At 42.6% G+C, this 20139-nt stretch carries 16 protein-coding genes; 5 read left to right on the top strand and 11 right to left on the bottom strand.

The window, feature by feature from the left end; translation table 11 throughout:
* The first annotated feature begins 7 nt into the window (after positions 1-7).
* The 5 genes from MSBRM_RS03510 (at position 8) to MSBRM_RS03490 (ending at position 6293) form a co-directional block, all read left to right on the top strand.
* Positions 8-1585 carry a hypothetical protein gene (locus tag MSBRM_RS03510; RefSeq protein ID WP_048119800.1) on the top strand — a complete coding sequence of 526 codons (1578 nt, stop codon included), beginning with the start codon at positions 8-10 and terminating at the stop codon, positions 1583-1585.
* Between the two features lie 314 nt (positions 1586-1899).
* Entirely contained in the window at positions 1900-3897 is a 1998-nt protein-coding gene (locus MSBRM_RS03505) for an ABC transporter ATP-binding protein (RefSeq protein ID WP_048154555.1), read from the top strand.
* 13 nt (positions 3898-3910) lie between these two features.
* Positions 3911-4804 (top strand): energy-coupling factor transporter transmembrane component T family protein, encoded by an 894-nt coding sequence (locus MSBRM_RS03500; protein WP_048119804.1) that lies wholly within the window; start codon positions 3911-3913, stop codon positions 4802-4804.
* Entirely contained in the window at positions 4801-5568 is a 768-nt protein-coding gene (locus tag MSBRM_RS03495) for an ABC transporter ATP-binding protein (RefSeq protein WP_048119806.1), read from the top strand. Before MSBRM_RS03500 ends, MSBRM_RS03495 begins: the two co-directional genes overlap by 4 nt.
* Positions 5568-6293 carry an ABC transporter permease gene (locus MSBRM_RS03490; RefSeq protein ID WP_048119808.1) on the top strand — a complete coding sequence of 242 codons (726 nt, stop codon included), beginning with the start codon at positions 5568-5570 and terminating at the stop codon, positions 6291-6293. The genes MSBRM_RS03495 and MSBRM_RS03490 overlap by 1 nt, the downstream gene beginning before the upstream one ends.
* A 340-nt stretch (positions 6294-6633) precedes the next feature.
* Here the strand turns inward: MSBRM_RS03490 and MSBRM_RS03485 are convergent, their stop codons facing one another.
* The 11 genes from MSBRM_RS03485 to MSBRM_RS03435 all read right to left on the bottom strand — a co-directional run bounded on the left by MSBRM_RS03485 (position 6634) and on the right by MSBRM_RS03435 (position 20015).
* Positions 6634-7407 carry a formylmethanofuran dehydrogenase subunit C gene (locus tag MSBRM_RS03485; protein WP_048119810.1) on the bottom strand — a complete coding sequence of 258 codons (774 nt, stop codon included), beginning with the start codon at positions 7405-7407 and terminating at the stop codon, positions 6634-6636.
* A 1-nt stretch (position 7408) separates the two neighbouring features.
* The gene (locus MSBRM_RS03480; RefSeq protein ID WP_048119811.1) at positions 7409-9124 is read right to left on the bottom strand and encodes a formylmethanofuran dehydrogenase subunit A; all 1716 of its coding nucleotides are present in this window, start codon (positions 9122-9124) and stop codon (positions 7409-7411) included.
* Positions 9109-10431, bottom strand: a complete 1323-nt coding sequence (locus tag MSBRM_RS03475) for a formylmethanofuran dehydrogenase subunit B (protein WP_048119813.1) — start codon at positions 10429-10431, stop codon at positions 9109-9111. Before MSBRM_RS03475 ends, MSBRM_RS03480 begins: the two co-directional genes overlap by 16 nt.
* Before the next feature lie 69 nt (positions 10432-10500).
* Positions 10501-10884 carry a molybdopterin dinucleotide binding domain-containing protein gene (locus tag MSBRM_RS03470; RefSeq protein ID WP_048154552.1) on the bottom strand — a complete coding sequence of 128 codons (384 nt, stop codon included), beginning with the start codon at positions 10882-10884 and terminating at the stop codon, positions 10501-10503.
* Between the two features lie 779 nt (positions 10885-11663).
* Positions 11664-12668: a phosphate signaling complex PhoU family protein gene (locus tag MSBRM_RS03465; protein ID WP_080941532.1), complete on the bottom strand. Its 1005-nt coding sequence runs from the start codon at positions 12666-12668 to the stop codon at positions 11664-11666.
* 605 nt (positions 12669-13273) lie between these two features.
* The gene (locus MSBRM_RS03460) at positions 13274-13726 is read right to left on the bottom strand and encodes a hemerythrin domain-containing protein (protein WP_048119819.1); all 453 of its coding nucleotides are present in this window, start codon (positions 13724-13726) and stop codon (positions 13274-13276) included.
* Positions 13727-14542: 816 nt separating this feature from the next.
* Entirely contained in the window at positions 14543-15907 is a 1365-nt protein-coding gene (locus MSBRM_RS03455; RefSeq protein ID WP_048119821.1) for a formylmethanofuran dehydrogenase subunit B, read from the bottom strand.
* A gap of 2 nt (positions 15908-15909) precedes the next feature.
* Positions 15910-16299 (bottom strand): molybdopterin dinucleotide binding domain-containing protein, encoded by a 390-nt coding sequence (locus tag MSBRM_RS03450; RefSeq protein WP_048123192.1) that lies wholly within the window; start codon positions 16297-16299, stop codon positions 15910-15912.
* Positions 16300-16309: 10 nt separating this feature from the next.
* Positions 16310-17215, bottom strand: coding sequence for a formylmethanofuran dehydrogenase subunit C (locus MSBRM_RS03445; RefSeq protein ID WP_048154347.1), 906 nt, complete (start codon positions 17213-17215; stop codon positions 16310-16312).
* A gap of 4 nt (positions 17216-17219) precedes the next feature.
* Positions 17220-18974 carry a formylmethanofuran dehydrogenase subunit A gene (locus MSBRM_RS03440; RefSeq protein WP_048154549.1) on the bottom strand — a complete coding sequence of 585 codons (1755 nt, stop codon included), beginning with the start codon at positions 18972-18974 and terminating at the stop codon, positions 17220-17222.
* A complete protein-coding gene (locus tag MSBRM_RS03435) occupies positions 18975-20015 on the bottom strand; it encodes a 4Fe-4S binding protein (protein ID WP_048154547.1) in 1041 nt (346 codons plus the stop codon).
* Between the last annotated feature and the right edge of the window lie 124 nt (positions 20016-20139).

Below are 20139 nucleotides of genomic sequence, written 5' to 3'. Positions count from 1 at the left end.
TAGTGGAATGAAAAAAATAGGTTTTCTCCTCCTTGTACTTGTGTTAATCATACAACCCGTAGCTGCACAGGTTCAGCAGGAGGATTTCAAACCTGAAGATATGACCACATTCACAATTCAGGTTCCTCACGGGGTAGAAGGAAATGGTCTTGCAGTTGGGAACAGTACGCTCTCTGCATATCTTTTCTTTGAAAGCTATTATGACGGCAATATGAATGTGACAGTGGAACTTGACTTACCGAAAGGTTTTGTGCTTCACGAGCCCTCGGTGAATTCATTTTCACTTCAGACCGAGTATGATGACTGGTACAGGCTTGTTGACTTTTATATACCTGCGGATACCCCCTGTGGGGTTTACAACATAACTGCAAAAGCAGTTGTTGATGTTAAAGGAACAAAACATACTATTGTTCGTACAACCCAGCTTAAAGTTGCTTCAAAAGAAGAAGTCGCAAATGACGTCTCAGTATCCCAGCTCATAGTACCGTCAGACGAAGACGGATATGGAGATCCCAGCCATCCTTCCAATACCCTTGTTGTCCAGGAAACATCCCCTGCACTCAAAAAGCTGCTAGAGTTTACAGACCTGAAGATAGAGAAAGAGGAACTCACTTCAACTGACATGGGAATAGAGCTTACCAATGCCGGAAATAGTACAATTCCTGTAATAGTCACATATGACATTCTTGACATAAAAACCGGTGAACCTGTAAAAGCGTTTAAGCCCGATATTATGGGAATGAAAGCGGACACCTTGTGCTATGCCACCGTAACCCTTTCTCCAGGATCAAGTTCACTGATAAGCCTTCCTATATATATATCTCCGGATGCGATGGGCGGAGACTACCTTCTCAGAGTTAAAGTAAAACTCACAGGCACCGACTGGATTGCAGTAACAAAAGATCAAAAAATTACTGCAATCTCAAGGCGGTGGGGACCTATAATAACTACGTTTGCCGCCTCTTTACTCGGAATTACTGCCCTGGGATTTTTTTTCTCAAGACCCAGGAAGATTATGGACAGGTTTAAAACCCGCAATCTTGTGCTAATTGCCCTTTTCGGCACGGTTTCTTTTGCAGCGATAAGCCTGCCTATGACCATCCTGTGGGATTTATCCCATGCAATCTTCGGACCATTCAGTTTCCTGTTCACAGGACTCTTCAATGAGATTCTTCTTTACATGCTCATTGCTTCTCTTGTAGTCCTGATTCCAAAACCAGGAGTTATAAGCCTTTTTATGATGGTCAGGTTTCTACTTGGAGGTTTCATAACAGGTAGTTTCACACCTATAACTTTTATAACACTGTCAATCAACGCGATAATCCTGGAATTTTTGTTGTATGTTGCAGGTGTAACCGGCAAAAATCCAGCTCCAGATAACAGGTTGAGAATGGGAATTATTTGCGGATTTGCGGACGTGATCAGCGGATATGTGTCCTTCAGTGTCTGGATGGTACTCTACAGACTATTCTACAGCAACTGGTACATAGCTGTAAATCTACTGATCGACGGATTCCTCTACACCTTCATAGGAACCTGGTTCGGAATAAGCCTTGGAAATAGACTAAAGAAGGTGGTAGAGTGACACTAACCGTGGTCAAGCTTTCCCTTGGAAAGGATTGCCATTACTCAGGGTTTTCGATCAAGCTTTTTATCAAAAGGCTTGTGGTCAGGCTTTCATTTGGAAAGGATTGCCATTACTTGGGGATTTTCGATCAAGCCTTTTCTCAAAAGGCTTGTGGTCAGGTTTTCATTTGGAAAGGATTGCGACATTACTCGGGGGTTTTCGATCAAGCCCAACCGTTGCGCCGGTTGATCACGTCGCCGTAAGGGGTTTTCGATCAAACCTTTTCTCAAAAGGTTTGCGGGCAAGCTTTCCCTTGGAAAGGTTGTGGTACAATGATAGAAATCAAAGACTTATGGTATACATATCCAGGAAGATCGGAACCGACTTTAAAGGGAATCAACCTTAGAGTAGAAAAAGGAGAATTTGTTCTCCTTACAGGACCTACTGGATGTGGAAAAAGTACTTTACTAAAAACATTAAACGGAATCATTCCTCATGAATCTGGAGGAATATTATCTGGAAGTGTGAAAGTCAAAGGGATGGAAACCACTGATTCAAACCAGATGGAAATCTCGAAAGAAGTAGGCCTTGTGTTTCAGAATCCAGATGACCAGATATTTTCTACAATAGTTGAGGACGAAGTAGCTTTTGGGCCTGAAAACCTCTGCTTTGAGCAAAAAGAAATCGATAAAAAGGTAACAGAAGCCTTGCAAATCGTAGGGATGTCCGATCACAGGCTGGACTCGACAAATTCACTTTCCGGTGGACAGAAACAAAGGATCTGCATTGCAAGTATGCTTGCAATGGAGCCTGAAATCCTTGCCATGGATGAACCTGTAAGCCAGATGGACCCCATGGGCACGCACGAAGTCCTGAATACGGTAAGGGAACTCAATAGAAAACTGAAAACAACTATTCTGCTGGTTGAACACAGACTACATGAGCTTGCACCATTTGTAGACAGAGTTGTTATAATGGACAATGGAAAAATAGTCTTTGATCAGCCCGCCTCAAAAGCTTTTGATAATCTTGAGATCTTTTACAGGCTAGGGCTTCGAATTCCTGAACCAGTCAAGCTCTGCCATAGCCTTGGAATTAAAGCCAGCCCTTTGAGTGTCAGCGGAGCTCTTGCTGTACTAGACAGAGAAATTAAAGAAAATAATAGAATACCTCAACAACTTATTCAGAATCCAGATAAAAATCCTGTAACCAAGACTAGTTCAAAGAAAACCAGTTCAAAGAAAGCTTCCGTTGAAAATAATGCTCATGGAAATAATGATTCTGAAAACAATGCTCATGGGAATAATGCTCATGGGAATAATGCTCATGGGAATAATGCTCATGGGAATAATGCTCATAGAGATAATGGTTCTGAAAACAATGATTCGATTATTTCCATTCAGGCCCTATGGTCAGGATATGAGAAAAACAAGATGGTATTGAAAGGAATAAATCTGGAAATCCGTAAAGGTGAAAGAGTTGCGATTATGGGCACGAACGGCTCAGGTAAGTCAACCCTGCTTTTACACCTTGCAGCAATTCTCAAACCAGATAAAGGAAGTGTGAGGGTTTTTGGGGAGGACACTAGACCCAAGAATCCATACTCCTTTGCAGGTAAGGTCGGATTTGTGTTCCAGAACCCTGACCTTATGCTCTTCTGTGATTCAGCTGAGGAAGAAGTAAGGTTTGGACCTGTTCAATTAAAGTACAGCAATGTTGAGGAAAGAGTAAGAAACTCTCTTGAAGCCATGTCAATTCTGCCTCTCAGGCATGACCTCCCACAAGCTCTGAGCAGAGGGCAAAGACTCAGAACAGCCGTCGCTTCGGTACTTTCCATAAATCCAGAACTTATTCTTCTCGATGAACCCACAACAGGGCAAGATAAAGTGAATATAGAACAGATGATGGATTTTTTCAAAAACAACAATTCGACACTGATTTTCTGCACGCACGATATTGAGGTAGCTATGTCCTATGCCACAAGAATCCTAGTAATGAATGAAGGGCAGATCATAGCAGACGGAAAGGGAAAAGAAGTTATAAAAGACACTGAAACCCTCAAGAAGGCCTCGCTTACCCAGCCCCCTGTTGTTGAGATTGCAAATCATCTGGGAATCAATGCCTTTTCAGTTAAAGAACTTGTGGAAACGCTGACTTCCAGAAATGTTGAAGAGATAAACTCAGGAAGTGTTGAAGAGATAAACTCAGGAAGTGTTGAAGAGATAAACTCAGGAAGTGTTGAAGGAATAAACTCTAGAAGTGTTGAAAAGATAAACTCAGGAAGTGTTGAAGAGATAAATTCCAGGAGTGTTGAAGGGATAAAGTGTTAAGGGGATATTCCGGATGATAGGTGCAAGATCAATTGCAGAACCAACAATTAAAGATACGGTTATTCACAGGATGGATCCACGGGCTAAGATCCTTATCATGATTTCTACTGTTTTTGTCGCTGTGTCCCTGGATAACCAGAAAACGATGCTTTTGTTATTTCTGATAATACTCTCAGGATTCGTAATTGCAAAAATGCCGGCAATAAAGATCAAGACCCTGGTGATATTACTCGTACTTTTGATATGGGGTACTATCTACTCTCAAGCTCTCTTTTATTCCCAACTCCCGAGAACTGTGATTTTTACCATAATCCGTCCCGATTTTCCGGTTTTAGGATGGTTGACAGGAGGCGGTCTGTTCGTATATGAGGAAGGGCTTCATCACGGCGCAGTTCAGGGCCTTAGATCGGCTTCAATCCTTTCTCTTGGACTGTTAATGTGCTGGACCACTGACTCAAGGGATATGTTAAACGGCCTGGTAGGACTCAAGGTGCCTTACAGCGTAGCTTTTATGGTGATCACAGCAGTAAGATTTTTGCCAATAATAATTACTGAAGTAGCTACCGTGATAACAGTCCAGCGGCTCAGAGGATTTAATCCGAAAAAGTTTGGGTCAGGAATCATAAAAACATTACTCAATATATTAACCCCGACTCTTGCAAACTGTGTAAGGAGAACCGGAACCCTTGCAGTTTCAATTCAGAGTCGGGCTTTTCGGGCAAATCCCGATCGGACATCTCTCAAAAAACTGGAGTTTTCAAACATTGACAAAGTAATGATTACAGTATTTGTTTTTGCAGCCATAAGTATTGTTGTCATAAAAATTCTTTACAATATGTATACAAGTGGAATTTATTATACTTCAAGTTTAAGACCTGTTTATGCAATTGCAGGGGGATACCTTTGATAGAAATAAGAAAATTATCCAGATACTTTGGAAACCTGCTTGCTGTTGACAATCTTGACCTTGATGTCGGAAATGAGATCTTTGGCCTTCTTGGCCCTAATGGAGCAGGCAAAAGTACGACAGTTATGATGCTTACAACTCTACTAAAACCCAGCAGTGGCACTGCAAAAGTCTGTGGATATGATATAGTAAAAGAGTCCAAAAAAGTAAGGTCAAAGATAAGCTATGTACCTCAGGATATGGCAGTTGACCGAAAACTCACAGGCAGGGAAAATGTACTGCTTTATGCGAAACTCTATGGCATCCCTAATAGGGATTCAAAGGTAGATGAAGTGATTGAAATGATGGGGCTTTCAGATCGTGCCGGCGACCTTGTAGCAACATACTCCGGAGGAATGAGAAGGCGTCTTGAACTTGCTCAGGCGCTTGTGCACGAACCTGAGGTTCTGTTTCTGGATGAGCCGACCCTTGGACTGGATGTGAGTGGCAGAAAGAAGATATGGGAGCATATCAGGATGCTCAAGGCCGAAGGGATGACTATCTTCATGACTACACATTACCTTGAAGAGGCAGAAAAATACTGCAACAGGGTTGCCATTATCGATAAAGGACGAATTGCAGTTATTGGCTCTCCTGAAAACCTTACACGCTCCATAGGAGAACATGCCTCCCTTAATGATGTTTTCCTTGAAAACGTTAAAACCCCTGAAGAGCAGGAAGGGTTTAATTCAGCCCAGTTCAGAAACCTTCTGAGGCGAAGATAATGAAAGCAGTATACTACTATTTTGAGAGGGATCTTGTAAAATGGTTAAGAGGAAGAGTTACCGTTATTTCCTCACTCGTAATGCCTGCAGCCTGGCTGATATTTGTAGGACTGGCCCTGCCAACAAAGTTTACGGATAATTACCTTGAATATATAACCCCTGGTATTCTTGTCATGACTATGCTTTTTTCTTCCCTGCAGGGAGGATCTCTTATGATTTTCGACAAGATATTGGGTTTTTTGAATAAGTTTCTTGCCATGCCCTCGCCACGAGAAAGCATGCTTTATGGAAAAATCTTATTTATCAGTGTAAGAGGCTTGATGCAGGCAACTGTGATACTCATAATAGCTACTCTTCTTGGGGTAAGGATATTGAACCCTGTGCAATTAATTTTAATATATTTCACACTGTTTTTGTTTTCAGTATTTTTTTCTGCTCTCTCAACTATGATAGGAATGTACTTAAGTGACCATGACAGCTATGCGGCTGTTAACAGCATGATCAGCATGCCTTTGTTCTTCACCAGCAGTGCACTCATGCCATATGACGTCATGCCTGCATGGCTGAGGTTTCTGGCCAGGCTCAATCCTGTAAGTTATGCAATAGACAGCACAAGAACTCTGTTTGAAGGTGGAATACCTGTTCATGGACTCATAAGCCTGGCCATAGGAGCCGGAGTTATGGTACTTATCGGGACTTATCAGTTTAGGAAGGCATTTGTGTGAAAAATGGATTTGTATGAAAAATGGATTTGTATGAAAAATGGATTTGTATGAAAAATGGATTTGTATGAAAAATGGATATGATACTCTTTGAATAAAAGGTACAAACAGATGAAAGTACTTGTAGATTAACATAACTTTCATACTAAAGAACACGAAATTCTTAGAACAACAAGCACAAATAAATGAAAGTACTTGAAAGCACTTTTTATGCCAAATAAAAACTGAGTGAACGTTGTATCAAAAGCTAGGTAAATTTAAACCAGCTGATCTTCATAACTAACTGAAAAATAAAAATAAGCGCGTTCTTCACGCGCCTTTCTTTCTTTAAATTTCATTCTATTTAATAACTTTCATATTGTTTCATAAGGAGCACGCCTTTGCCGCTGACATTGACATCTCCTGCGAACCGTTGGTAGAGAACGCCATCCACCTCTTCGGTTCCTTCCTCTACATAGGAAGGCAGCAAATCCTTAACTTTGCCTCTTATGATGACAGTGCCTTTTTTCATTTCGCTTGCAGGCATTTCGGTGCTACCTTCGATGATGATCGTCCCACCGTTGTTCAGGATTGCTGGAAGGAGCCCAGCATTACCCATTACATGGATTTCTCCTCCGCACATGTGTTCTCCCAGAAAGTCCCTGACATTTCCGTTGACGGTAATTTTACCTCCCTTCATGCCACAGGCTTCTCCCCGGTAGCCACCACCTACATAATAGCCGCCGTTTCCATTAAGAACAATTTCTCCCCCTTTCATTTCACAGCCGAGCCAGCTATCGGCATCGCCGTTGACCGTGATCTTTCCGCCTTTCATGTTCGAGCCACAGTGCATATCCACATTTCCATTAATTTCGATTTCCCCGGTGCTCATACCCTGCCCAATGCGCTTTACTCTAGAGGCATCACCGTTGATCACAATTTTTGTGTTTTCTACGCTGTCTTTACCTTCAACTTTTACATTGAATAGCTCGCTAAGAGGGCACTGCATATTTCCATACCAGACCTGGACAGCTTTGATTTCGTCTTCTGCCTTTCCAGCAAAGTTGTCCGGGCTTACGGTATCAGCTACGATAGGGATTTTATTCTGTGCTTTTAAGGAGAGAGTTACTACCTGCATTTTAGAATCCCTCCGTTGCGATTTCAACAGGTTTTGGGACGTATGCATCCTCTACCATGTAGTTAGACTTGCTCACAGTATAGTATTTCTGGAACTTAACGTCAAGGTCTTTCTGCATCGCACATTCAATATCTGATGGGACCGTTGCGTTTACCCAGTAAGTCCTCCCCATGGGTGTGTTTTCAATATTTCCATCCTTGACAACGATTGTTCCTCCCTTAATGGTATAAGCTGTAGCACTGAAGGCTTTCTTTACTTTTTCATGCTCTACGGAGGGATCAATTGCATCCGGGAAAATATCATATATGGCAATGTCTGCATCAGCTCCTACTGCAAGGTTTCCTTTCTCAGGCCTGCTGTAAATCCTGGACTGAATGCTTCTGGTCATGATTGCAAGTTCATAAAAACTTAGTTCCCTATCGAGGCCAGGAAGAACCATTCTGTTAAGGGCCGTCTCCGGAAAGCCCAAAATGATCTCCTGCCTCTTCTTTTCACTCATAAGGTAGGTGTATGCTTCAGGATAATTAACAAAGGATCCTCCATTAGGGCTATCCGTTGTGAACATGACCTTCCACGGATCTTTTACCAGCAGAGCCAGTTCAATCCCTATTGCCCACTGGACTGCATTTACAAAGCTCTTTGGGGAATACACCAGTGGCACCACTCCGGATGCGTCTTCCAGCTCCACATCCTGGTTACTCCATTTCTCCTTTAACATCCTTGAGTTTGCGTATTCAACCGGGCCATCGGCAGTCATAGTAACGGCAGGCCCGAAAATGAGCTGACCGAGATCAAAGGTCAGGTGATTAACTCCGTTCACGTAGTCTGCAATCATTGGAGCTCCGGTCTCAAAGTCACGCCAGGAAGTGCCAGCATAGGCATTGAACTGAACATGAGTTACGTGCAAACTCTGCCTGTTGCGCCTGGATTGAACTTTCTCAAAAAGCTTCATTGTCTCGATGGTAGTCTTATAGTTTCCAGGGTGCCCCAGATTGTTACAGTGGACATGAACTGAATGAGGAAGACACAGTTTTTCGTTTGCTTCTCCTAGGCCCAGCAGAATTTCTGCAGGGGTTACGTCAAAGTTAGGCACGGGGTCATAGAGCCCGCTAACATTCTTGCCCCAGCCCCATGCTTCTCCGCCACCTGCATTTACAATCTTTATGCCATAACCTCTTGAGGCTTTTAGACCCCAAGCAATGTAAGCTGCGAGTTTTTCGGGCTCTTTATCCCGGATATATTCCATAACCTGCCAGTTGCTCCCAAAGAGGGTGAGCCCCATTTTGTCCAGAATTGGGATTTCTTTGAATTCCTCGTGGGTATGCCTTGCTGTAAGAGGGGGCATTGCAGCTTCACAAATGGTTGTGTAACCCAGTTTTGCATACCTGTACCCGATTGCATAAGTGTTTGGGGTGTTGTACCCTACCTGAGCCCTGGTCTTTTCAGTGTGGGGTTCAAGACCTGAGAGGCCCGGGACCAGGTTTCGTCTGGCGTCGTTAGGGTTCATTGATCGTCCCACATTGATTTTACCAGCGCTGTGAGTATGACCGTCAAAACCTCCTGCCATCGTGAGTCTGCCTTCAGCATCGATAACCTTTGCATTTGAGGACACGCTTTCTACGATCTTGCCATCTCTTATGCACAGGTCCATTTTTTCACAGTCTATTCCCTGAATCGGGTCGCAGACAACTGCGTTTTTAATCAATAACTCTGACATGTTACTTCACCTCGCTTCAGTTCTCTTACTTTTACAATCAGGTCCTTTAAGATCTCTTCATCGGTTTTGAACTCGGTAGCGATAAGTTTCTTCATCCTGATTGGGATTGCATCCATACGGTAGGCTGTGCCTTCGACTTCAATACCCACAACTGCTGCAGGGATCACTACATCGGCAAGTTCAGTTGTTGGGTTTGGATAAGGGTCAATTTGAATCAGGGGAATTCTTGCAAGGTGCCGGACTGCCTTTTGTGGGAAGTGTGCTCCTGGGTCCGCAGCTCCAACAATTGCCGCATCAACCTCTTCCCTGACAAGAACGTCGTTTGCTCCCGTTTCTCCAGGATTGTAGTAGGGATAACCTTTTGAAAAGTCAATTGCCATCGGATAACCGGTCTCCCAGGTTGCGACTTCCCCGAAACCTGATACGTTATAGTGGCCTCTCATTCCCATCATGATAGCTTTTGTGTGCTGGGTCAGGTCTGAGATAAGGGAAGATACTGCATCACCGTTCTTGTACTTGGAACGAGACTGTGTTATGCCCATGCCGAATAAAATGGAGACAAACCTGGAGTTTTTCATGAGTTCGGCAAGTCCTAGAATTTCGGCCTTTGAAACCCCGGCCACGTTTTTCGGAATAGCCGCTTCATGCCCATTGATTGCTGAGCGAAGTGCTGTTACCAGCAGGAGATCCGAACCCTGTTCGATTTCGATATATTTATCGGCACGTTTTGCAGTATCAGTTTTTCGCACGTCGATTACCACCATCTTCCGGTCTTTTCGCCCATTTGGAGTAAAAAAGCCCCTGGAAAAACTTGAATAACGGGTCATATGGCGAGGGTGGGCATGTATGGGGTTGCAGCCCCAAAAGATGATCAGATCTGATCTGTTTTTGATCTCTCCAAGAGTTGCTCCAGGGTTTCCTTTTTCCTGGGTAGCAAGAGCTGAAGGACCGTGACAAACGTTAGCAGTAGAGTCAATTACGGAACCGGTCTCCTCAGCTAACTGGATCGCTTTGCTTATCGCTTCGCAGGATGTGGAGCACCAACCGTAAGAAAGAGTCCTTCTTGAGTTTGCTAGGATCCTTGCAGCAGCATCGATTGCCTCCTCGTATGTTACTTCGACAAGTTCCCCGTCTTTTCTAATCATGGGTGTTTTGATTCGATCATGAGTCTGTACTCCAACGGTCTTACTGTGACCGAGAATGCAGGCATTTTTTACACCCATTATTTTGTTATCCTCAACTGTGACTGTTATATCATCGCAGAGACATCCGCAAAGGGAACATACTACGTCTTTGATTACGGGCATATTTTTCCTCCAAATTTTTCAAGTTTCTCCGGATTTGATTGAAAACGTGAACTACTTGTTCACTGGACTTTAGTTTTCCAGATACTTCTTCATCAGGGATTTCATGTCCAGGGGCTTTTCATCCGTAATTTCAATTTCTGCAGGCACACCTTTTAAGCCGGGCATTCCGCAACCGTGAGTATCAGGATTTAGCACTGTGTTTGCCCAGGGACCCATCGGAATAAAAGCAAGCCCTTTTGGGTTTCCATCGTTTGCTTTTGCAAATACCACAACTTCTCCAAACTCAGATGTGACTTTTAGGCTGTTTCCTTCGTATGCCCCCAATTTATCAAGGTCTACTGAGTTAAGCTCGCAGTAACTGCAGGCTTCAAAATAAGATTTATATGTCTTTGCTTCCAGATTTGCACCCTGTTTGGTAGTTCTTCCGGATATGAGATTGGCTTTTATTTTCATGGAAATTCCTCATCTGGGATTAATCAAGTTCAGTAAGTGGGGCCATTTTTGTGAAACGTCAAAATCGTTTTCTATCTAGCAGTTATTTGAGTTCCAAATTCAGACTTAGTTAAGTTTATAATTAATCTAACTTCGTAACTATTCAACCCAAATAAAACAACATAAGTAGCCATCTTCACTAAAATTTAATAGATAGATTTCTGTCAATTGATTTTCTTTGATTGTTGGCGAATGACTGCGTTTTTCGTTGTTCATAAGTTATTTTTCGGATTATTCAGTTATAGTAGAATCACTATCAACAGACATGTTTTGATAGGCCGAATAGTTACATGAATTCTTTGATTATCTTGAGATGAAAGCGTGGAATCGCTTTCATGTTGTCGATTTTTCAATGATAGAATAAAGGTACATTTTTATTTCTGATTTATTATATTAGTTAATGTCCTACTGTATTTTAACAAACGGCTTATTATATAATACCGATATGTCCAACTGGACATAATGAATTTTTTACATTAACTTTGATTCCCAAGCTCATAACTCTGATTTTCCTACAATCTTCCAGTTAGAAAAATAGCTAACAAGGACATAATGATCAGAACTGAGGTTTCACCAAAATTGACGAAAATGCGTTAAATGCAAAAAAAGAGCTAAAAATTGCGTATTTAATCAAAAAATCACATTTAGTGCCTTTAAAATTACACCATTAAATGTCGCTGAATACAAAAGTAGAGTATAAAGTTATATGAAAAAGAAATAGAAGTCCAAACCTTTTAGGTTCAGACCCGCTTAATGTTCATGTTAATCGCAACTTCTGCAATGTCAGCGCTGTATTCCGATACACGCCTCAGGCTCTCCAGGATCATGCTGAGTTCAATATTACCTGAACCTTCACAATCCTGTGGCTCCAGAGAAACCCCGAACTGAGACACTTTCTTTGCCTCTACAACGATTTTGTTAACAGCATGCGGGTCTTCTTCGGTCATTGAGTCTATTGAGCTTTCAAAAACTTTACAGGAAAGATCAGCCATCTTGAAGATAGAGTCATCAGCACTAACTCCGGAGTCCATTTTCATGACACTTTTTGCTATTTTTACAGCGTGATCTCCTACACGCTCGATGCTTTTCGTAATAAGTCTGTATCCCAGACACTCTCTTGGATGCCGAATTCCGATCTTTTCAGAGAGCTCGATATCTTCAATTGAAGCCTTGAGCTGGCGGACGGCAAGAAGATAAAAGCGGTCCACATCGTCATCTCTCTGAATGACATCTTCAGCAATCTCCACATTATGGTCCCTAAGAGCAGTCATTGAGTCTTCAAGCATGGAAAGCACAAGTCCATACATGTTTTTAATTACTCTGGTAAGTGGGAGATCATTGTAGTTCAGAAGGCACTGGAAGACCAGCTCATTACGGGATTCTTCTATAAGTTCAAGCCCTATGAGCTTTTGACGCACGGAATCCTTGATGAACTTGCGATCATGGGCACTAAAACCTTTTTTAGTAGTCAGCCTGATAACATCATAGCCCACGAGATAATGAGAAATAAGAATCCTGAGATTATTTTCTGCACTGTCGGAATGAATATAATCGATCGTTGCATTGAGGGTGGAGTGTTCCTTTGAAACTGCACTGGAAGAAACAAGCAGAGTTTTATTAGGCATGGGTGTAAGCGTAAGGGTGTCTCCGGCCTCAAGCCCTATATCCCGGACCCATTTTATGGGGAGGGACACAATATAGGTAGAATTTCCGGTAAACTGAACTTTTCTTTTATCCTTTGTGATAAATAAGCCCCCTAGGGTATTCTAATAATTCTTAAAGGAACTATATAGAGGAAGGTGATATATAAAGGTATCTTAGAAATAGAACACTAAAATGAGAAATAAAATATGGTAGCTATGTCTAATTATAGTATATAGGATCGGATACCGAATTATAGAGAAACATAGAGTTATGCTGAAAATCCGATATAAAGATATATAAAACTAGTTTTATGAAAGGTATTTTTCCCGTAAAAATCTTTTTTGCAACAGGTACAAGATAATTCTGTAAATACTATACTAATTACCTTCAAGTATCGATAAAATCCAAAATTAACAAGGGAACAAAATGGAGGAGAAGACAGTGTGAAAAAACAATGAAAGAACCGATTCATTACTTACTTAACAATTATTGATAAAAGGTTATTTGATTTATAAGATTATTTATATAGTTAGAATAATTATGTGATAAGTAGTCACAACGAACGAAAACAACTGATTAACGAGAGGTCAGGCAAGAAACGAGAATTAAAAAACGGTTAAAGAGAGATCAAGCAAGCAAATATGATAAAAAATAGAGAGAACCAATTAACAAGAAATCGGTCTCAAGTACAATATACCATCATTTTTTATACAATAGGCCCACCAGTTTCTATTCTGTTCATGTAACTCCTTTTGAACTCAATGTATTGTTGAGCCATGTCTTCTGCCTCTTTCTGGCTCAGGATATTTCGGGCTTTTTCAAACACCTTACTTTCCTCTTCTTCAATGTGATGATCTACGCTTTGTTTCAGTTCACGGAGTTTAGGAGTCCATTCTTCATCTCTCTCTTCCATACCTTCTATTTTAAAGATCAGAGTTTTTGCCTCATTGTGTTCCTTATGAGCCTGACTTATAAGCTCACGCAGTTCTTCTACCTTTTCAAGCACCGGATAGAAGATTCTCTCTTCTCCCATCATATGAGGATCAGCTTTAAGTTTTACTTTAAAAAAACTTACCCTTGAGCCGTCCTGCAATGCTTGCAGGAGAAGGGCAGACATCTGCTCATGCTCTTCTTTAAGGATATCATAAATAGTTTCCATAATTTCCCCCTGGTGTCACGTCAATTCTCATGGATAAATAATTTTGAATCATTTTAACCAATTATATACGACACTTTAATGCTGACGCAACACTAGTTTAATATATAGAAGGATGTATTTAAAAAGAACGTATATTTTATCCCAAAATTATTTTGCTCTTAAAATTTCTTTTATTGCAATTATATGTAATGGGCATGAGTTGTTGAAAAAGATGCATTGAAAAACATCTGCATCAGACTCTTTCTACATTTTCCTTGAGCCTATCCCATAACTCAAAACTGCTTATTCAAATATGGGATTAAGAATAATCAATGAATTTCTGATCACGATTTGATCACAGAGAATGTTCTGAAATTTCTATCAATTTTGAGTATAAGCTGGTTTTGGGATGAAATCCATTCTTGCTATAATATGACTAGAATTGGGAAACGTCTGTTAGGATTCCCTGCAAAACACAATATTTTGGAGGAAAAAATACTGCGTTTGTTTTTTCTTTTGTACCTTACAGATTATGTTTATTGGGAAACATCAATTGGAAAAAAACAGATTTTGAATTGCAGGAAGTAAGAGCTGAAACTTCCTGCAAATCTGAAAATACTTAAAGTCTGTTCGCAAACCTTAAACTATATTTTTTCAATAAATAATGCACGTAAGCAATGATTCGAAAGCCTATTTCTGTTAATACTTCAGCATTTCTGTATTAATCCATGAAAACAAGAGGCACAATCAAGACTCCTTTGAGAATAACGTAGATTGTACTCAATTTTGTGCCTCGAGTACGTTACTTCAAATTGATTATTGGTAGAGCTCAAAAAATTAAGGCAAATTTTCAGGTATCAGTCCTTCTCCTTCTTTATTTATAGAAGGAAGAGAAATAACCTGACCTTTTTTTCTAATTTTCTCAAAGAGCTGTTTTAAGGTGTCCTCGTTGCTCTTCGTGAACTTGAAAGGCGAGCTTGTAAAGGGTTCGAAGTGAACTGGCACATCGTCGAGCCTGTAGAAGGTCCCATCACACTCCATAGCATCAATGACTCCCGGAAGTACAATATCCGAAGCGGATACTGTCGGGCAGGGAGCGATATCCACGCAGATCATTGGAATTTTTGCAAGGTAAGCTGCACAATCTGCAGGGATATGAGATACAAGGTCAGCACACATAACGAAAACTGTGTCAACATCTTTTTCTCGAAGCACATCCACTGTTGTGAATTCTCCGGGGTTATAACGCGGATGCCCGCGCATGAAGTCAAGCCCAAAGGGGTAGCCGTACATGTAGGCAGCCACCTGATTAAAGCCTGCAACATTGCAATGGCCGCGGAGAGCTCCAAGGGTGAACTTGGCATAGTTGTTCAGTTCCTTTACGAAATTCATGGCAATCTCGGAGTTTCTGTACTTCCCCATTGAAGAAGCAAGCCCGAGCCCCACTGAAATAGCCCCAAAGGTGCAATTCTTCATCATATCGAGCATCTCTTCCATAACAGGGATGGGAACTCCAGTAATCTCTTCTACTGAGGGATGGGGAGTTTTTCCGTGAAGTAGAGTGAGAAGTGCACTGATCAGTTCAAAATCCGAATCGGGTTTAAGCTGAACATGCAGATCGGAAGCTTCAGTAGTTGGGGTTTTTCTCGGGTCTACAGTGATAACTGTCCTGTCAAAACGTCCGCGTTTTGTCCAGTAACCCCTCGGGAAAACTGCGTACCTTGACATCTGTCTCGGCATGGATTCAAGAGGATTAGTTCCCCAGTAAACTAGGAGATCAGCCCTGTTTTTCTTCTGACCTTCAGTTGCACCGACTTTTCCGGATTCCTGAATTCCCATAGCTGTTGGCCCGTGACAGATAGTGGCATTGGAATCAACAATTGCACCAAGGTATTCCCCTAGCTTGAGCCCTATTTCATGTGCCTCAGAAGAGGTTTCACTACCCATGAAAAGCAGGGGACGCTTTGCTGAAACAAGAATATCGGCTGCTCTTTCAAGAGCTTCGTCCCAGGCAGAAGGTGTCAGTTTTCCGTCCTTCTTTATAAGGGGCTGCCTGAGACGGTGGGAACTTACAACTTCCTGAAATTTGGCATTTCCCATCTTACATGCGTTTTTAGCTTCAATCTTCCCGTCTCCGAATTCAACCTGGATATCGTCACAGGCTGCCCCACAGACCGGACAGACTATGTTTTTGTAAATCATACTCATTGACCTCCGATATAAACTTTCAATACTACATCTTCGGCGCTAAGAACCTCTTCATCAGTGGGCTCAATTATTACTGGGGCACCCTTATAGAGAGGAGAACCAGTGGAAAGAGTATCAGGATCTATGATAACATTCGACCAGATAGCCCTTGGCATAAAAACCTGCCCTGGCTGGACTGCATCCGTACATTTGGTATAAACTACAATCGAATGTTTCCCATTATGGCTTGTTACTTTCACTTTCTCAGGGGCGCATAGTGATGAAAAATCTACAGGAGATATCCAGCACGAGGCACATTCCATAGTGTACTCGTCTGTGAATTTGTCCCCACCTTTGGCAAGCCTGCCTTCATTAATCGTACTTCCGCTAATGAGTAATACTTCCATGATTCTCACCTCATAGCTCCGGGTTTGTGTCTGCAACCACGTAAAGCGTTCCTTTTGCCCGCTTGTTAATTGCATAGTCCCCTGTGAATTTCTTGAATTCCCCTATTAACTCAACCTCTCCGGATGTAACGCTATTTTCCATGGATACAAATTCGAAACCTGGGGAGAAGCGCTCGATTTTGCCTCCTATAACTATGGTGCCTCCTGCCATTTCAGCACCTACTCCACGAAGAGCGCTGCCTTTTACGAAGATGAGACCACCGTTCTGGCGAATTCCGCAGAAGCTTTTAACATCGCCTTCGACTATAATTTCACCACCGTCCATGCCGCCTCCGAGCTGGTGACGTACAGAACCTTCAATAACGATGCGACCACCTTTCATGCCGTGCCATTTTCCTCTGTAAGCGCAGCCCACATGGTCTCCGGCATTGCCTTTTATGGTCAGGAGGCCGCCTGTCATTTCCATACCTGCCCAGGAATCGGCGTCTCCATAAACAACGATCTCTCCTCCTTTCATCTCGGTACCTACATGCATGCCAGCAGAACCTTCAATTTCGATTTTTCCTGCGCTCATGCCTTCCCCGATCCTTTTGACCCTCATTACGTCACCTTTTATGCGGATGAGTGTATCAGCTGCAGAAATGCCTGCACTGCCTGTTACTTCAAAAAAATCGGAGAGAGGATAGGTCTTTGGCCCCTGCCAGACGGACAGGTCTCCTATTTCTTCAGCACTTTTGCCTGCAAAAGAATCAGGAGTTATAACATCGGCTTCCAGTTTAATGTCAATCGCTTTTTTAGGAATAAGTATTACTTCTGCTATTTCTCCAGCACTTTCACCAGTAAATGAGCCAGGCTTTATAACTGCCTCAAGATTACTCTCAATTTCATTTTTATTAATAAGAACTCCCTCTGTCATTACCTCACCTCACAACGTTAATCTTTATGGGAGTCGGATTTTGTAGATACTTTTCTGGAGTTGGATAGTTAGCAAAGCCCAGAGTGTAGTACCTGAACCACTCCTTAACATCAGCCAGCATTTCCTTTTCCTGCTCGTCTTCTACATGTACTTCAGAATAATAAGTCCGCTTTTCAGGTACGGAAACAATATCGCCCTTCACAGATACAATTTCGCCACCCTTTACGGTGTATTCGGCCTTCCTGAAAGCCTGAAGTAGAGCTTCATAGTTGTTTGTGTCAAGCTGCTGTGGATTTATGTTATAGACTGTAACATCTCCATCAGCGCCCAATCCAAGAGAACCTTTTCTGTGAGCCATGCCAATTGTTTTAGCGGGATTTGCTCTGGTCAGAATCGCAAGGTCATAGAGGGAAAGTTCCCGGTTTATGCCTCCAAGTTCACTCCTGTCGTTTGCCCATTTGTGACATTCGCTGAAGGTCTGTTTCCTGAAAGCCTCAGACATGATCCAGGTCATAACCTCAGGATATTTCGTAAACGGACCACCATTGGGGCTGTCCGTGGTCATAATTGTCTTCCAGGGATCATTGATGAGCAGGAGACATTCAAGGCCCATTGCCCACTGGAGGCTGTGTACCGGATTGGCTTTGAAGTAAGTGAAGGGAATAACACCTGACCCACCCTCCATCTCAACGTCAGTATTAGACCATTTGTTTCCTGTAAGCTTGTACATATCCTGGATGGCAGGCCCATCTCCTGTCATAACCGTAGCTTCTCCGAAGGGAGTGCATCCACTATCGATTACTACATGATCTTTATTGTTGATGTATTCTGCAATATCTTTTACTCCGGATTCACAGTCTCTCCAGGAAGTGCCTGCAAAACTGTTAAACATCATGTGGGCGAGGTATACGGAACGGTTCCGTGAAGGGTCTATTTTGGTTTCAGCCCATTCCACATCCATGTCCTGCCTGGGCTTTACACCGTCGAGGATTTTGAGGGAATCCTTGGTAATTCCGTAGCAACCAGGATGTCCCAGGTTATTTGCATGCAGGTGAAGAGGTACAGGCATGCCGAGGAGTTCATTGACCTCGCTAAGCCCTTTTATAGTTTCTCTTGGGGTAATTTCGAAATGGATGTTGGCTTCATCAAGAGAATGTACGTCTTTACCCCAGCCCCAGTTTTCGACTCCTGCAGGGTTGACACATTTTATCCCATAGGACTTGTGAGTCTTCATCATCCAGGCCACATAAGCCGCAGCCTTTTCTATGTCCCCATCATGGAGATAGCGCATCAAAAAGAAGTTGTTTCCAAGTACCAGGTATCCTCCCATATCAAGGAGTGGAGTAGAACGCATCTCTTCATGGGTATGGCGAGCTTCAAGAGGGGGAATTGCAGCTTCAAAAACAGTTGTATAGCCCATTGCTGCGTAATCGTATCCCTGTTTGTAGACAGAGGGAACAGTGTAACCTGAGCCTGAATGGGTAAGTGAAGTCTTCTGGAGAGTTGTTTTATAATGATCTTCGGGACGCATCGACCTGCCAGCGTTAACCTTTGAACCTGCAACGTGAGAATGGGAGTCAACTCCACCAGGCATGACCGTCATACCAGAGGCATCAATAAACTTTGCATTTTTCAATTCAGCCGCAGAAAGCTCTCTTACAACTTTTCCGTCCTTGATAAAGATATCCATAATTTCCCCATTTATTTCATTGAGGGAATCAAAGACGTATCCGTTCTTAATTGCAATTGTTCCTGCCATTTATTCCACCTCTTTCTTTACAAGCCTGATTGCATCAACAGGACAGATCATGGCGCAGGCTCCATCTGCTCCACAGCGTTCCTGGTCTATGACTGAAATTCTTCCGTTTTTAACCCCTAGAAGAGCTTTTTCGTCCATGTTGTTCAGGTGCCCGGCTGCAAGTTCACAGTCAGAAAGGGCATTCACTGGACAGACTATTACACAGTTTCCGCAGCCCAGGCATGCATTTTCATCCGTTTCCAGGCAGGTGCGGAGCAAAGCTTCCGGAACAGGGACTTCAAGCAGTTTTTTTTCAAGAACGCCTTTTTTCTCCATCTCCGGAAGAACTGCAGTTTTTCTGACATCAATGGCGTTAACAGGACAGGAAACTGCACAGGCTCCACAGTAAATGCAGGCATCCGGACGGTGAGTGAGCTTTTCGACTCTTTCGCCAGGTTTAGCCTTTTTATTGAAAATGGCATTTGCAGGACAGACTTCCACACAGGTGTGGCAGGTCTGGCAGACATCTTCATCCCTGGTCCAGTGCCCTTCAAAAGGCTTTTCTACAGAAATAGCATTCACCGGACAGACTGCTGCACACCAGCCGCAGTGGATACAGCATTCGGTATCAATATTGGTCTTGCCGACAAGTTGCAGTTTTCCATCTGCTGAAATTTCGCGGGTTACCTCAATACAGCCTTGAGGGCATATATCCTCACAAAGCCCACAGTGGACACAGCTTTCGTTTACTGACGTCGGCTTCATAGCCCTGAAAAGATAAGACGCGTCAGTGAGGATTTTTCCTTCCTGCTTCATTTCAAGAGCACCTGTGGGACAAACTTTCGCACAAATTTCACAGACAAGGCAGGCTTCACTGTCTTTCATTTCCAGAAAATCCGCATCTAACAAACCTCTTGTTATAGCTCCAACAGCTCCAACTGCCAGGTTGCCTTTGGGGCATGCCTGTACGCAGGTCCCGCAGCCAATGCATCTTTCAGGGTAATAGATTAATTGCTTGCCTTTTATTTCAGCAAAGACAGACAATATCATATCTTCTTGCATTTTGCTAACCTCCCAACATTGTTCTGTGCAACTACTGCCGCACAGCAGTTCGTTATCGTGTTGAATGACCATTTAACCGCATATTTCACAGCACTGAATTCGCTTTTTTTGCGTATCGGAACTT

Origin of the sequence: Methanosarcina barkeri MS (assembly GCF_000970025.1) — an archaeon.
Taxonomy (GTDB): Archaea; Halobacteriota; Methanosarcinia; order Methanosarcinales; family Methanosarcinaceae; genus Methanosarcina; species Methanosarcina barkeri.
This window is presented reverse-complemented; position numbering and strand designations above follow the sequence as displayed.

Excerpts from the sequence above, each read along its gene's own strand:
- MSBRM_RS03510 (WP_048119800.1), top strand. The coding sequence starts at position 8 with ATGAAAAAAATAGGTTTTCTCCTCCTTGTACTTGTGTTAATCATACAA.
- MSBRM_RS03505 (WP_048154555.1), top strand. The coding sequence starts at position 1,900 with ATGATAGAAATCAAAGACTTATGGTATACATATCCAGGAAGATCGGAA.
- MSBRM_RS03500 (WP_048119804.1), top strand. The coding sequence starts at position 3,911 with ATGATAGGTGCAAGATCAATTGCAGAACCAACAATTAAAGATACGGTT.
- MSBRM_RS03490 (WP_048119808.1), top strand. The coding sequence starts at position 5,568 with ATGAAAGCAGTATACTACTATTTTGAGAGGGATCTTGTAAAATGGTTA.
- MSBRM_RS03485 (WP_048119810.1), bottom strand. The coding sequence starts at position 7,407 with ATGCAGGTAGTAACTCTCTCCTTAAAAGCACAGAATAAAATCCCTATC.
- MSBRM_RS03480 (WP_048119811.1), bottom strand. The coding sequence starts at position 9,124 with ATGTCAGAGTTATTGATTAAAAACGCAGTTGTCTGCGACCCGATTCAG.
- MSBRM_RS03475 (WP_048119813.1), bottom strand. The coding sequence starts at position 10,431 with ATGCCCGTAATCAAAGACGTAGTATGTTCCCTTTGCGGATGTCTCTGC.
- MSBRM_RS03470 (WP_048154552.1), bottom strand. The coding sequence starts at position 10,884 with ATGAAAATAAAAGCCAATCTCATATCCGGAAGAACTACCAAACAGGGT.
- MSBRM_RS03460 (WP_048119819.1), bottom strand. The coding sequence starts at position 13,726 with ATGGAAACTATTTATGATATCCTTAAAGAAGAGCATGAGCAGATGTCT.
- MSBRM_RS03455 (WP_048119821.1), bottom strand. The coding sequence starts at position 15,907 with ATGATTTACAAAAACATAGTCTGTCCGGTCTGTGGGGCAGCCTGTGAC.
- MSBRM_RS03450 (WP_048123192.1), bottom strand. The coding sequence starts at position 16,299 with ATGGAAGTATTACTCATTAGCGGAAGTACGATTAATGAAGGCAGGCTT.
- MSBRM_RS03445 (WP_048154347.1), bottom strand. The coding sequence starts at position 17,215 with ATGACAGAGGGAGTTCTTATTAATAAAAATGAAATTGAGAGTAATCTT.
- MSBRM_RS03440 (WP_048154549.1), bottom strand. The coding sequence starts at position 18,974 with ATGGCAGGAACAATTGCAATTAAGAACGGATACGTCTTTGATTCCCTC.
- MSBRM_RS03435 (WP_048154547.1), bottom strand. The coding sequence starts at position 20,015 with ATGCAAGAAGATATGATATTGTCTGTCTTTGCTGAAATAAAAGGCAAG.